The following is a 12,943-nucleotide window of genomic DNA, read 5'->3' as shown; positions in this document are numbered from 1 at the left end:
GGGCCGGCGCGCGGCGCCGACGCCCCGGGGGCGGCCACGGCACGGCCACGGGCCACGCGGGCACGGTCGCGGCACGGCCACGGGCCACGCGGACACGGCGACGGCTAGAGGTAGTCCTCCAGGCGCCCTATCCGGTAGCCCTGTTCCTGTATCCGCTGGAGCATCCGCGTCGTCATCTGGGTCTCCGTGGCGCCCTTGAGCTCCGACGGGCCCCGGAAGTGCGCCAGGACGATGTCCCCCGGCTTGAGGGCGGAGCCCTCGGCGTACTGGAAGTTGTTGATCTGCATCGAGACCCGCCACAGCACCACGTCGCTGACCCCGCACTCCGCGGCGGCCCGGAGGGTGTCGTCGTTGTAGTTGCCGAAGGGCGGGCGGAAGAGCGTCGGGCGCGTGCCGAAGCGTTTCTCCAGATGCTCCTGCTGGCCGCATATCTCCTTCTTCTGCGCCGCGAAGGGCAGGGTCCGCAGGTTCGGGTGCGTCAGCGTGTGGTTGTTGACCGTGCTCGCCGAGCCGTTGTCGCGGAGCTGCTCGAAGTGCCCGTAGTCCGCCGAGGCCACGCTGTGGGTGAGGAACATCGAGATCGGCAGCTTCAGGTCGGCCGCCATCTTCAGGAACTCGGGGTCCTTCTCCGCGCCGTCGTCGAAGGTCAGGAAGACGACCTTGTCGTCCGGCGCGACGGGTATCCGGTCCACCACGGCCGCCCTGCCCGGGGCGGCCTGCGGACGCCCGGGCTTCCGGGCGGGCTTGGGCGCGTAGGCGACGGGGGCCGTCAGGCCCCACTTCCGGTACGCCTCGTCCGAGGGGTTCCCCGGCCCCGAGGGCGACCCCGAGGGGGTCGCCGACGGGGTGCCGGAGGGCCCGGCGGCCGGGGCCTCCTGCGTCGCCTTGCGACCCAGCCGTTCGATCGGGTCCACGCTGTCCCCGCACCCCGTCAGGGACAGCGCGAGCGCGCCGGCCGCCAGCGTTCCGGCTACCAACCGGCGCGCGTGCTTCACAGATAGTCCTCCAGGCGGGCCACGGAGTACCCCTTGTCCGTGACGGTCTTCATGACATGACGGATCATGTCAGGCATGGTTCCCTTCCAGTCCTCCCGCCCCCGGAAGTGCGTGAGGATGATGTCGCCCGGGTGCAGGTCGCGGTCCCACTCCCGGTAGTCCATCCGGTTCGTGAACGCCTCGGCGTTCCACAGCGGGACGGCCTTGATGCCGCAGGACTTCGCCGCGCGCAGCGTGTCCTGGTTGTAGTTCCCGTACGGCGGCCGGAAGAGCGTCGGCCGCTTGCCGAACTGCTTCTGCATCATGTCCTGCTGGCCGCAGATCTCCTGGCGCTGCTTCTCGTACGACAGCGCCGGCATGTAGCGGTGGTTGAGGGTGTGGTTGTTGAGGGTGACGCCCGCGGCCTGCATCTGCTTGAAGTAGGGGTAGTTGTCGTTCACGACGTAGTCGCTGAGGAACGCCGTGTACGGGATCTTCAGCTCCTGCATCATCTTCAGGAACTCGGGATCCTTCTCCGCGCCGTCGTCGATCGTCAGGAAGACGACCTTGTCCTCGGTGGGCACGGTGGTGAAGACCGGCGGGTACTCCTCCTGGTCCTCGACCTCGAAGCCGTCGCGCGTGGTGATCTCGGGCTTCTCCTTCGGCGCAGCCGGCGCCGTGAGCGGCGGCTTGACCAGCCCCCACTTCTTCGCCGCGGCGATGCGCGCCTGCTGGGCCGCCTTCGCCTTCTCCGCGGCGCTGAGGGCGCCGGCCGCGCCCGCCTCCGTGCCCTTGCCCGCCTTGGGCTTCACCGGTGCCTCGGAGCCGGAGGAGCACGCCGTCCCGAGGGCGGCGACCAGCAGGGCGGCCACGGCCACCCCGAACCGGCCGCGCGGACCCGCCGCGTACCGGTGACCGTGTAGCGTCTTATCTTCCTTTTGTCCGACTAGCTGCATAGTTGCGCATCCTGGCACCGGACACGCACCCTCCCGGGAAGACACCGCGAGCGGAATCCCACCTTCCACCGGGTGGCCCACACCGCCCGCGCGTCGGGCGGGCGCCGGTGCGGGAACCCCCGGGCTCCGTCGGATCCCCGCGCGACCGGTCAGGAACGGAGAAGCGAAATCCGCCGCCGCCTCGTAGCGTCGGAGGCATGGACATCAAGCTCGCGCAGTGCTTCATCGCGGTGGACGACCACGACCGCGCGCTCACCTTCTACCGGGACGTCCTCGGCCTGGAGGTGCGGGGCGACGTCGGGTACGCCGGGATGCGGTGGGTGACCGTCGGCTCATCCGCGCAGCCGGGTGTGGAGATCGTCCTCGAACCGCCGCTCGCCGACCCGGGCGCCTCCCCCGACGACCGGCAGGCCATGGCGGAACTGCTGGCCAAGGGCCTGCTGCGGGGCGTGATCTTCTCCACCGAGGACTGCGACGCCACCTTCGAGCGCATCCGGGCCGCCGGCGGCGAGGTGGTGCAGGAGCCGTTCGACCAGCCGTACGGCGTGCGCGACTGCGCGTTCCGCGACCCGGCGGGCAACATGCTCCGCTTCACCCAGGCACGCAAGCCGTAGTGCCCCGCCGGCACCGCCCGCCGGCACCGCAGCCCGCGCGCCCGGCAGTCGGCGCGCGGTCGGCCCCCGCCCCGCAGTGAGGGAGAGACAGGACAGGATGAGCAAGGCCAAGAGGTCGGACCCGCGGTCGCCCGCCCCGCACCCCGCCGACGGACACGACCTGATCCGCGTGCACGGCGCGCGCGTGAACAACCTCAAGGACGTCAGCGTCGAGATCCCCAAGCGCCGTCTGACGGTGTTCACCGGCGTCTCCGGCTCCGGCAAGAGTTCCCTGGTGTTCGGCACGATCGCCGCGGAATCGCAGCGGATGGTCAACGAGACGTACAGCGCCTTCGCGCAGGGCTTCATGCCGACGCCCGCGCGGCCCGAGGTGGACGTGCTCGAAGGCCTGACGACGGCGATCATCGTCGACCAGCAGCGGCTGGGCGCCGACACCCGCTCCACCGTGGGCACCGCCACCGACACCAACGCGATGCTGCGCATCCTCTTCAGCCGGCTCGGCACGCCGCACATCGGCTCGCCCAACACCTTCTCCTTCAACGTCGCCTCGGTCCGGGCCAGCGGCGCGGTCACGGTCGACCGCGGCGCCGCCAGCCGCACCGTGAAGCAGACCTTCACCCGCACCGGCGGCATGTGCACGCGGTGCGAGGGCCGCGGCACGGTCTCCGACATCGACCTCACCCAGCTCTACGACGACTCCAAGTCGATCGCCGAGGGCGCGTTCACCATCCCCGGCTGGAAGTCGGACAGCTGGTGGACCGTGCGGACCTACGCCGAGTCGGGCTTCCTCGACCCGGAGAAGCCGATCCGCAGGTTCACCAAGAGGGAGATGCAGGACTTCCTGTACCGGGAGCCGACCAAGGTCAAGGTCGAGGGCGTGAATCTCACCTACGAGGGGCTGATCCCGAAGATCCAGAAGTCCTTCCTCTCCAAGGACCGGGAGGCGATGCAGCCGCACGTCCGGGCGTTCGTGGACCGCGCGGTCACCTTCACCGCCTGCCCCGACTGCGACGGCACCCGGCTCAGCGAGGCGGCCCGGTCGTCGCGGATCGCCGGGATCAGCATCGCCGACGCCTGCGCGATGCAGATCAGCGACCTCGCCGCGTGGATCCGCGGCGTCGAGGAGCCCTCGGTGGCGCCGCTGCTCGCCACGCTGCGGCAGACCCTCGACTCGTTCGTGGAGATCGGTCTGGGTTACCTTTCCCTCGACCGGCCGTCGGGCACGCTGTCGGGCGGGGAGGCGCAGCGCGTCAAGATGATCCGCCACCTCGGTTCCCCGCTCACCGACACCACGTACGTCTTCGACGAGCCGACCGTCGGCCTGCACCCGCACGACATCCAGCGGATGAACGACCTCCTGCTGCGCCTGCGGGACAAGGGCAACACGGTGCTCGTCGTCGAGCACAAGCCGGAGACGATCGTCATCGCGGACCACGTCGTCGACCTCGGCCCCGGCGCCGGCACGGCCGGTGGCACCGTCTGCTTCGAGGGCGGCGTCGAGGAGCTGCGCGGCAGCGACACCGTCACCGGCCGCCATTTCGCCGACCGGGCCACCCTCAAGAAGACGGTGCGCGAGTCCACCGGCACGCTGGAGATCCGCGGCGCGAGCACCCACAACCTGCGGGACGTCGACGTCGACATCCCGCTCGGGGTCCTCGTGGTCGTCACGGGCGTCGCCGGCTCCGGCAAGAGCTCGCTCGTGCACGGGTCGCTGCCCCGGCGGTCCGGGGATGCGGGCGAGGGCGTGGTGGCGGTCGGCCAGGAACCGATCCGCGGCTCGCGGCGGAGCAACCCGGCGACGTACACCGGGCTGCTCGACCCGATCCGCAAGGCGTTCGCCAGGGCCAACGGGGTGAAGCCCGCGCTGTTCAGCGCCAACTCCGAGGGCGCCTGCCCCGGTTGCAACGGCGCCGGCGTGCTCTACACCGACCTGGGGATGATGGCCGGAGTCGCCACCACCTGCCTGGAGTGCGACGGGAAGCGGTTCGAGGCCTCGGTCCTGGAGTACCGCTTCGGCGGCCGCGACATCAGCGAGGTGCTCGCCATGCCGGTGAGCGAGGCGGAGGAGTTCTTCGGCTCCGGGGAGGCGCGCACCCCCGCCGCGCACGCGATCCTGCGCCGTCTCGCCGACGTCGGGCTGGGCTACCTCAGCCTCGGCCAGCCGCTCACCACCCTGTCCGGCGGCGAGCGCCAGCGCCTCAAGCTGGCCACGCACATGGCGGAGAAGGGCGGCGTGTACGTCCTCGACGAGCCGACCGCCGGGCTGCACCTCGCCGACGTCGAGCAGCTGCTCGGCCTGCTCGACCGGCTCGTCGACTCCGGGAAGTCGGTCATCGTCGTCGAGCACCACCAGGCCGTCATGGCGCACGCCGACTGGATCGTCGACCTCGGTCCCGGCGCCGGCCACGAGGGCGGCCGGATCGTCTTCGAGGGCACCCCCGCCGACCTGGTCGCCGACCGCTCCACCCTCACCGGGCAGCACCTCGCGGCGTACGTGGACGCCTGACCGGCGGCGCGCGGGCCGCCGCGCGGGCCGCCGCGCGCCCCCCGCCCCCGCGAGCCCGCCCCCGCCCGGGGGGCCGGGGGCGGGACGTCGCCGACAATGGACCCGTGACCCCCGAAGACTTCGCCGCCCTCCTCACCCCCGAGGGCACCGCCCTCCTCGCCTCGCTCCGTGACCACGACCCCGCCCAGGAGCTGGCGCTCGCCACCCGGCTGCGCCGCGAGCACCCCGCCGGCCTGGTCTCCGCCGCGCTGGGGCAGGCCCGACTGCGGCAGCGCGCGGTGGCGAAGTTCGGCGAGGAGGACGCCTACCGGATGTTCTTCACCCCCGGCGGCGGCGAGATGGCCACCCGCGCCTCGGTGGCCTCGTACCGCGCCGAGCGGCTCGCCGCACTCGGCGTGCGCGGCGTGGCCGACCTGTGCTGCGGCATCGGCGGGGACGCCCTGGCCCTGGCACGGCTCGGCATCCGGGTGCTGGCGGTGGACCGCGACCCGCTGACCGTGGCCGTGGCGCGGGCCAACGCCGCGGCGCTGGGCCTGGCGGACCTGATCGAGGTCCGGGAGGCGGACGTGACGGACGTGGACGTGTCCGCGTACGACGCCGTGTTCATCGACCCGGCCCGGCGCGGGGGACGCGGCCGCGTCTTCGACCCCGAGTCCTACTCGCCGCCCCTGTCGTGGGCCGTGGAGACGGCCCGTGCGGCGCGGTACGCCGCCGTCAAGATCGCCCCCGGCATCCCGCACGAGGCGGTGCCCGCCGAGGCCGAGGCCGAGTGGGTCTCCGACCACGGGGACGTCAAGGAGGCCGTGCTGTGGTTCGGCACCGCGCCCGGCACGATCCGCGCCACCCTGCTGCCGGGCCCGCGCGCGCTGTGCACCTCCGCCCCGCTCCCCGACCCGGAGGCCGGGCCGGTCGGCCGGTGGCTCTACGAGCCCGACGGCGCCGTCATCCGCGCCCACCTCGTCGCCGAGGTCGCCGAGCAGCTGGACGGCCGGCTGATCGACCCGACCATCGCCTACGTCACCGCCGACGAGCTGCGGGCGACCCCGTACGCGACGGCGTACGAGATCACCGACGTGCTGCCGTTCGGCCTCAAGAAGCTGAAGGCGCTGCTGCGCGAGCGCGGGGTCGGCGTCCTGACCGTGAAGAAGCGCGGTTCCGCCATCGAGCCCGAGGAACTGCGCCGGAAGGTCAAGCCGCAGGGGCCGAACTCCGCGACCGTCTTCCTGACCCGGGTCGCAGGGGCCCCGTCGATGCTGATCGGCTCCCCCGCCCCGGTCCCGGCGGCCCGCCCCGCGCGCTGACCCGCGGCCGGGACGCCCCGCACCGGCTGCTCAGCCCCCGCCGACCTCGACGGACTCGAACCGCCAGCGGTGCACCGCCCGCGTGATCAGGTCGGCCGCGGGCTCCGGCAGTTCGGGCAGCTCCGCCGCGACGCCCTCGTCCGCTTCCCACCAGGTGATCACGAGCACCCGGTCCTGCGGCGCCCGGAACACCTCGCGGCGCACCGGCTCCCGGGCCAGGACCTGCGAACGGGCCCACTCCAGCAGCTCGTTGCCCCGGCCGTCGGCGGCCCGGGCCTCCCACATCAGCGCGACGGTGCTCATGAGTACAGGTTGTCCTTGCTCAGCTCGTGCACGTGATCGTGGGAGTGCGCGTGCCCGTGGCCGTGGTCGTGCCCGTGGTCGTGGCCGTGCCCGTGGCCGGTCCCGTGGTCGTGGCCGGTCCCCGTGCCCGGCACGTGCGGGTCGGTCACGGGCAGCGAGGAGTCCGCCGACAGGTCCCAGTCCGAGGGCGCCCGGTTGCGCTTGACCATCTCCGCGCCCAGGGCCGCGACCATCGCCCCGTTGTCCGTGCACAGCCCTGGCCGCGGCACCCGCAGGACGATCCCCGCCGCGTCGCACCGCTCCTGGGCGAGCGCGCGCAGCCGCGAGTTCGCCGCCACCCCGCCGCCGATCATCAGGTGGTCGACGCCCTCGTCCTTGCAGGCCCGGACGGCCTTGCGGGTCAGCACGTCCACGACGGCCTCCTGGAAGGACGCCGCCACGTCGCGCACCGGCACGTCCTCGCCAGCCTTCCGCTTCGCCTCGATCCAGCGGGCGACGGCCGTCTTGAGCCCCGAGAAGGAGAAGTCGTACGCCGCGTCGCGCGGCCCGGTCAGCCCGCGCGGGAAGGTGATCGCCTCCGGGTCGCCCTCGCGCGCGAGCCGGTCGATGACCGGACCGCCGGGGAAGCCCAGCTGGAGCACGCGCGCGATCTTGTCGAAGGCCTCGCCGGCCGCGTCGTCGATGGTCGCGCCCAGCGGCCGTACGTCGGAGGTGATGTCGGGGGCCAGCAGCAGCGAGGAGTGTCCGCCGGACACCAGGAGCGCCATGGTCGGCTCCGGCAGCGGCCCGTGCTCCAGCTGGTCCACGCAGATGTGCGAGGCGAGGTGGTTGACCCCGTACAGCGGCTTGCCGAGGGCGTACGCGTACGCCTTGGCCGCCGAGACGCCCACCAGCAGCGCCCCCGCGAGTCCGGGGCCCGCCGTGACCGCGATCCCGTCGAGGTCGCGCGCGCTGACCCCGGCCTCCTTCAGGGCGCGCTCGATGGTCGGGACCATGGCCTCCAGGTGGGCGCGGGAGGCGACCTCGGGCACGACGCCGCCGAAGCGGGCGTGCTCGTCGACGCTGGAGGCGATGGCGTCCGCGAGCAGGGTCGTGCCGCGGACGACGCCGACGCCGGTCTCGTCGCAAGAGGTCTCGATTCCGAGGACGAGCGGTTCGTCAGCCATTGCTCTCACTGCTCTCAGTTCGTACGTGTGCGGGGTCGGTCAGTCGCATGACGAGCGCGTCGACGTTGCCGGGCTGGTAGTAGCCGCGGCGGAAGCCGATGGGCTCGAAGCCGAAGCGTTCGTAGAGCTTCTGGGCGCGGGTGTTGTCCACCCGAACCTCCAGCAGCACCTCGGCGCACTCGAACGCGGTGGCGGCGCGCAGCAGTTCGGCCAGCAACCGGGCGCCGAGCCCGGTGCCCCACTGGTCGCGGGCCGCCGCGATGGTCTGTACGTCGGCCAGGTCGCCGGCGGCGGCCAGCCCGGCGTAGCCCACCAGGCGGCCCCGTCCGTCCTCGGCGACGAGGTAGCGGCGCGTGGCCCGCGGTCCGCGCGCGTGGGCCAGCTCGGACCAGAACATGCCGGCCGACCAGGCGTCCTCGGGAAAGAGCTCGTGCTCCAGCTCCAGCACGGGCCCGATGTCCCACCAGCGCATGTCGCGCAGGACGGCGTCGGAGGCGGGGGCGGTGGCCGTCACTGGGGGGTGACCACCTTGTAGTTCTTGGGTACCTGCGCGTCGGGCCGGCGCAGGTAGAGGGGGGTGGGCGGCAGGAACGCCTCCCCGGCGGCCAGGCGCCGCGCGGCCAGGGCCGCGAGGGCGGCGGCCGACTGGTGCTCGGGGGCGCGCGCGTCCGGGAAGACCTCGGGGTACAGCAGCGCGCCCTGGCCGACCGCGGGGCGGCCCGCGACCTGCTCGGCGATGTCCGCGGGGCGGTCCACGGCGGGCTCGCCGACGCGCGTGAGGGGGTCCTCGTACCGGGCCCAGTAGACCTCCTTGCGCCGCGCGTCGGTGGCGACGGTGAAGGGGCCCTCGATCCCGGCGGCGCCGGCGGCGTACGCGAGGCCGTCCAGCGTGCACAGGCCGTGCACCGGCACGCCGAGGACGGCGGCGAAGGTGGAGGCGGTGACCAGCCCGACGCGCAGCCCGGTGTACGGGCCGGGGCCGACGCCGACGACGATGCCGGTGACGGCGTCGAGCGTGCGGCCGGCCTCGGCGAGCACCTTGTCCACGGAGGGCAGCAGCAGCTCCCCGTGGCGGCGGGCGTCGACCTGGTGGGACTCGGCGAGGACGGACTCGCCGTCGTGCAGGGCGACGGTGACGGCGGGCGTGGCGGTATCTACAGCGAGCAAGAGCACGCGAACAGCCTACGACTCCCGGGCCCCGGCCCTTCGCGGCCGGTCGCGGAGCGGCCCGGCTGCTACCTTTCGACCGAGGTACCCAACGGGTCAGGCGCGAGAGGTGGAGCAAGGTGGCACGCAGCAGCTCGGGAATCGTGGCCGGGCTCACCGCCGCGGCGATCGCCGCGGTCGGCTTCCTCGGCTACCAGGCCTCGGCGTCGGCGCCCCCGCGCGTCCCGCAGGCCGCCCCGCAGGTCCCGGCCCCCGCCGCGAGCCAGCCCGCCGCGAAGCAGGACCCCTCGAAGCCGGCCGCCGTGCCCGAGGGCTCCGGCACCGGCGTGCGGGTCGTGTACTCGGTGGGGCAGAAGCGGGTGTGGCTGGTCGGCGACCCGGCGCAGCCCCCGAAGACGTTCACGGTGGTCCCCAGTACGGTGCACCCGGCGGTCGGCACCTACGCGGTCGGTTCCCGCTCGGGCGCCGTCACCGGCTCGGACGGGGTCCCGATCGAGCACGTGGTGCGGTTTGCGACCGCCGAGGGCGTCGCGCTCGGCTTCAGCGCCCGCGTGGACGGCGCGACCCCGGCCCCGGACCCCGCCAAGAAGACCGGCGGCATCCGCATGACCCGCGCCGACGGCGACGCGATGTGGGCCTTCGCGACGATCAACTCCAAGGTGGTCGTCGTCCCCTGACCCGGTCGCGTGACCCGGGCGCGCGACGCGCCCGCCCGCCGATTCACCCCAACGTGCTACTCAGGCCGCTTCGGACTCCGGAGCGGCCTGTTCGCGTACGGCGGCCTCCGGCGCGGACGCGTCGGGCGCGTGCCACCGTGCGGGGGGCGTCGAGACGGCGGCGGCGGCCGCCCCGGCGGCGAGCAGCGCCCGCATGGACACGGCCGACGGGCGGGGGTGGCGCTGTGCTCCTGCTGGTGCCGGCATGGTGCCTCCTGTGGCCCGGGAACGCCGAACTTAGGCATACCTAAGAAACTCTCGGTACCATGTCACCACGAGTGCCGCCACCAGCGCAATATCTTCCCGACGCGTTGTCGGGACGTGTGCCCCGACCGCCTCCCGCCCGTCGGCCCGGCCGTTACTCCGACAGGGCCCCCGCCAGGGCTTCCAGCCCGGCGCCACCGTTCCAGCGGGCACCGATCCCGCGGACCGAGACCTGCCGCACGTCGTCCAGGACCTCCTCGTGGCCGACGGCCCGCTCGATCACCACGTGCAGCCGGTCGTCCGACAGCTCCTCGACCTTGCCGTCGCCCCACTCCACGACCACCACGGACTCGGGCAGCGAGACGTCGAGGTCCAGGTCCTCCATCTCGTCCAGCCCGCCGCCCAAACGGTAGGCGTCCACGTGCACGAGCGCCGGGCCGTCGCCCAGCGGCGGGTGCACCCGGGCGATCACGAAGGTCGGCGAGGTCACGGCCCCGCGCACGCCCAGGCCCTCGCCGAGGCCGCGGGTCAGGGTCGTCTTGCCGGCGCCCAGCTCCCCGGTCAGCAGCACGAGGTCGCCGGGGCGCAGCAGCCCCGCGATCCTGAGGCCCAGCTCGCGCATGGCGTCCGGGGAGTCGACGGTGATCAGGGTTTCGGCGCGGACGCCGGCCTCAGCTGCCGGGGCCGGGCCTCGCGGCGCTTCCAGCGGTACTTCTTCCATGCCCGCCAACGTTAGCCGCTGCCGGGGCCGGGACCGCGCCGGTGCGGGCCAGCAGCTCGGTGAGCAGCCGGGTCACCGTCTCCGGCTGCTCCAGCATCATCAGGTGACCGGCGGACTCCAGGACCACCAGCTCGGCGCCCGGCAGCGCCTCCTTGATGGCCTCGCTGTGCGCGAGCGGGGTGATCATGTCCCGGTCCCCCGCGATGACGGTCACCGGGATGTCCGCGAACCGCTGGAGGGCCACGGTCTTGTCGTGGGTCTGGAAGGCCGGGTAGAACTCCGCGACCACGTCGATCGGGGTGGCCTCGATGAGGCGCTCGGCGAAGCGCGCGACGCCCGGATCGACGTCGCGGGTGCCGAACGAGTACATCTTGATCATGCCCGCGAAGAGGTCGGCGGTGGCCCGCCGGCCCTTCTCCACCAGCTCCACCTGCGAGCCGAGGGCCTTGAGCACGCCCGGCAGGAACCGGCGCACCGCGCCCAGGCCGACCGCGGGGAGCCCGTACGTCACCTCGCCGAGGCGTCCGCTGGACGTGCCGACCAGAGCCACGCCGACGATGCGCTCGCGCACCAGGCCGGGGAACAGCTCGGCCAGTCCCATGATGGTCATGCCGCCCATCGAGTGGCCGACGAGGATCAGCGGGCCCTCGGGGGCGGCGGCGTCGATGACGGCCTTCAGGTCCCGGCCCAGCTGCTCGATGGTCACCGGCTCGCCGTCCGCCTGGGCGAGGCCGCGCGCGCTGCGGCCGTGGCTGCGCTGGTCCCAGTAGACGGCGCGGACCACCCCGCGCAGCGCGGCGCGCTGGAAGTGCCAGGAGTCCTGGCCGAGGCAGTAGCCGTGGCAGAACACGACGGTGGCCGGGGGCGCCGGCTTGCGGCGCAGCCGGCGCTTGACGGGCGCGTCGGCGGGCACCTCGTCGACCTCGTAGTAGAGCGCGGTGCCGTCCTCGGCGCGGCAGGTGCCCTCGGTACCGCGCAGGGAGCCGTAGTCGCCGGCCGCGTCGAGGGCCAGGCGCGCCTTCATGCGCATGCCGCGCCCGACGGTGATCCGCTCGACGGCGACACCGGCCGCCGCGCCCGCCGCCATCACGCCGATGGCGGCTCCGGCCCAGCCGGCCTTGCGCCAGTTCTCGCTCACGCCGCCGCCCTCACTCGGCCTCAGCCGCCCAGGTACACCCGGGGCACGCGCCCCCCGATACGGGTGACGATCTCATACGCGATGGTGTCCGCGGCCTGCGCCCAGTCCTCGGCGGTGGGTTCGCCCCGCTCCGCGTCGCCGAAGATCACGGCCTCGTCGCCGACGCGGGCCGTGTCGCCACCGAGGTCGACCACGAACTGGTCCATGGCGACGCGCCCGGCGACGCGGCGGACGGTGCCGCCGACGAGCACCGGCCCGCGGCCGGAGGCGTGCCGCGGGATGCCGTCGGCGTAGCCCGCCGGGATCAGGGCGAGGGTGGACTCGGCATCCGTGACGTAGTGGTGGCCGTAGCTCACGCCGTGCCCGGCGGGGACCGTCTTGACCAGCGCGAGCGAGGCCCTGAGCGTCATCGCCGGCCGCAGGCCGAGCTGGGCCGCGGTGCCGAGCTCGGGGGCGGGCGACACGCCGTAGACGGCGACCCCGCAGCGCACCAGGTCGAAATGGGACTCGGGGAGGGTGAGCGTGGCCGGCGAGTTGGCGATGTGCCGCACCTCGGGGTCCACGCCCTCCTTCTCGGCGTACGCGAGCATGTCGCGGAAGGCGGTGAGCTGGAGCTGGATGGAGGGGTGGCCCGGCTCGTCGGCGCAGGCGAAGTGCGACCAGACGCCGGTGATCCGGACGGTCCCCTCGGCCTGCGCGGCCACGGCGGCGCCGACCAGTTCCGCCCAGTCCGCGGGCTGGCAGCCGTTGCGGCCGAGGCCGGTGTCGGCCTTGAGCTGGACGCGCGCGGTGCGCCCGGCCGCGCGCGCGGCGGCGCGCACCTCGTCCAGGGCCCACATCCCGCTCACGGACACGTCGACGTCGGCCTCGACGGCCGCGCGCCAGGGCCCCCCGGGGGTCCACAGCCAGCACATGATCCGCCCCTGGATCCCGGCGGCGCGCAACGCGAGCGCCTCCTCGGGGGTGGCGGTCCCGATCCAGGTGGCGCCGGCCTCCCGGGCGGCCCGGGCACACTCCAGGGCTCCGTGACCGTAGGCGTTCGCCTTGACCACGGCCATCAACTCGGCCCGCGGCGCCCGCTCGCGCAGGGCGCGCACGTTCTCCCGTACGGCATCAAGGTCGATCTCGGCGTACACGCGCGTCGGTGTCTCGTTCATCGCCCACAGTCTCTCAGACC

The 12,943-nt window shown here is 73.7% G+C and carries 14 protein-coding genes; 4 read left to right on the top strand and 10 right to left on the bottom strand.

Translation table 11 applies throughout. The features are described from left to right. Positions 1–104: 104 nt before the first annotated feature. Positions 105–995, bottom strand: a complete 891-nt coding sequence (locus ACFWW8_RS20920; protein ID WP_386530432.1) for a polysaccharide deacetylase family protein — start codon at positions 993–995, stop codon at positions 105–107. Beyond that, the gene (locus ACFWW8_RS20915; RefSeq protein ID WP_386530467.1) at positions 992–1,852 is read right to left on the bottom strand and encodes a polysaccharide deacetylase family protein; all 861 of its coding nucleotides are present in this window, start codon (positions 1,850–1,852) and stop codon (positions 992–994) included. Before ACFWW8_RS20915 ends, ACFWW8_RS20920 begins: the two co-directional genes overlap by 4 nt. 275 nt (positions 1,853–2,127) lie before the next feature. Between ACFWW8_RS20915 and ACFWW8_RS20910 the strand changes: the two genes are divergently transcribed. The 3 genes from ACFWW8_RS20910 (at position 2,128) to ACFWW8_RS20900 (ending at position 6,351) form a co-directional block, all read left to right on the top strand. Beyond that, positions 2,128–2,544, top strand: coding sequence for a VOC family protein (locus ACFWW8_RS20910; protein WP_386530431.1), 417 nt, complete (start codon positions 2,128–2,130; stop codon positions 2,542–2,544). Positions 2,545–2,641: 97 nt separating this feature from the next. Further along, the gene (locus ACFWW8_RS20905; protein ID WP_386530430.1) at positions 2,642–5,050 is read left to right on the top strand and encodes an ATP-binding cassette domain-containing protein; all 2,409 of its coding nucleotides are present in this window, start codon (positions 2,642–2,644) and stop codon (positions 5,048–5,050) included. A gap of 104 nt (positions 5,051–5,154) precedes the next feature. Continuing rightward, entirely contained in the window at positions 5,155–6,351 is a 1,197-nt protein-coding gene (locus ACFWW8_RS20900) for a methyltransferase domain-containing protein (protein ID WP_386530429.1), read from the top strand. 30 nt (positions 6,352–6,381) lie between these two features. On the opposite strand, the gene ACFWW8_RS20895 is transcribed toward ACFWW8_RS20900, so the two are convergent. From ACFWW8_RS20895 to tsaB, 4 genes are read right to left on the bottom strand one after another with little or no spacing between them, the layout of a single operon-like run. After that, a complete protein-coding gene (locus tag ACFWW8_RS20895; protein WP_386530428.1) occupies positions 6,382–6,654 on the bottom strand; it encodes a hypothetical protein in 273 nt (90 codons plus the stop codon). After that, positions 6,651–7,820, bottom strand: a complete 1,170-nt coding sequence (tsaD, locus tag ACFWW8_RS20890) for a tRNA (adenosine(37)-N6)-threonylcarbamoyltransferase complex transferase subunit TsaD (protein ID WP_386530427.1) — start codon at positions 7,818–7,820, stop codon at positions 6,651–6,653. Before tsaD ends, ACFWW8_RS20895 begins: the two co-directional genes overlap by 4 nt. Further along, positions 7,813–8,292, bottom strand: a complete 480-nt coding sequence (gene rimI, locus ACFWW8_RS20885) for a ribosomal protein S18-alanine N-acetyltransferase (RefSeq protein WP_386530466.1) — start codon at positions 8,290–8,292, stop codon at positions 7,813–7,815. Before rimI ends, tsaD begins: the two co-directional genes overlap by 8 nt. 38 nt (positions 8,293–8,330) lie before the next feature. After that, positions 8,331–8,993 (bottom strand): tRNA (adenosine(37)-N6)-threonylcarbamoyltransferase complex dimerization subunit type 1 TsaB, encoded by a 663-nt coding sequence (gene tsaB, locus ACFWW8_RS20880; RefSeq protein ID WP_383917654.1) that lies wholly within the window; start codon positions 8,991–8,993, stop codon positions 8,331–8,333. A 113-nt stretch (positions 8,994–9,106) separates the two neighbouring features. On the opposite strand from tsaB, the gene ACFWW8_RS20875 reads away from it, so the two are divergent. Further along, the gene (locus tag ACFWW8_RS20875) at positions 9,107–9,664 is read left to right on the top strand and encodes a hypothetical protein (RefSeq protein WP_386530426.1); all 558 of its coding nucleotides are present in this window, start codon (positions 9,107–9,109) and stop codon (positions 9,662–9,664) included. A 60-nt stretch (positions 9,665–9,724) separates the two neighbouring features. Here the strand turns inward: ACFWW8_RS20875 and ACFWW8_RS20870 are convergent, their stop codons facing one another. The 4 genes from ACFWW8_RS20870 to alr form a co-directional block, all read right to left on the bottom strand. Continuing rightward, complete coding sequence (locus ACFWW8_RS20870) at positions 9,725–9,910, bottom strand: hypothetical protein (protein WP_386530425.1); 186 nt, start codon at positions 9,908–9,910, stop codon at positions 9,725–9,727. A gap of 151 nt (positions 9,911–10,061) precedes the next feature. Further along, complete coding sequence (gene tsaE, locus ACFWW8_RS20865; protein WP_386530424.1) at positions 10,062–10,628, bottom strand: tRNA (adenosine(37)-N6)-threonylcarbamoyltransferase complex ATPase subunit type 1 TsaE; 567 nt, start codon at positions 10,626–10,628, stop codon at positions 10,062–10,064. Further along, positions 10,579–11,715 carry an alpha/beta fold hydrolase gene (locus ACFWW8_RS20860; RefSeq protein ID WP_386530465.1) on the bottom strand — a complete coding sequence of 379 codons (1,137 nt, stop codon included), beginning with the start codon at positions 11,713–11,715 and terminating at the stop codon, positions 10,579–10,581. The genes tsaE and ACFWW8_RS20860 overlap by 50 nt, the downstream gene beginning before the upstream one ends. 71 nt (positions 11,716–11,786) lie before the next feature. Further along, positions 11,787–12,923 (bottom strand): alanine racemase, encoded by a 1,137-nt coding sequence (gene alr, locus ACFWW8_RS20855; RefSeq protein ID WP_386530423.1) that lies wholly within the window; start codon positions 12,921–12,923, stop codon positions 11,787–11,789. Positions 12,924–12,943: the final 20 nt, after the last annotated feature.

The organism is Streptomyces sp. NPDC058701, from assembly GCF_042715295.1.
Lineage (GTDB): Bacteria > Actinomycetota > Actinomycetes > Streptomycetales > Streptomycetaceae > Streptomyces.
Note: the sequence above shows the minus strand (reverse complement) of the source record. Positions and strands in the feature narration are given on the sequence as shown.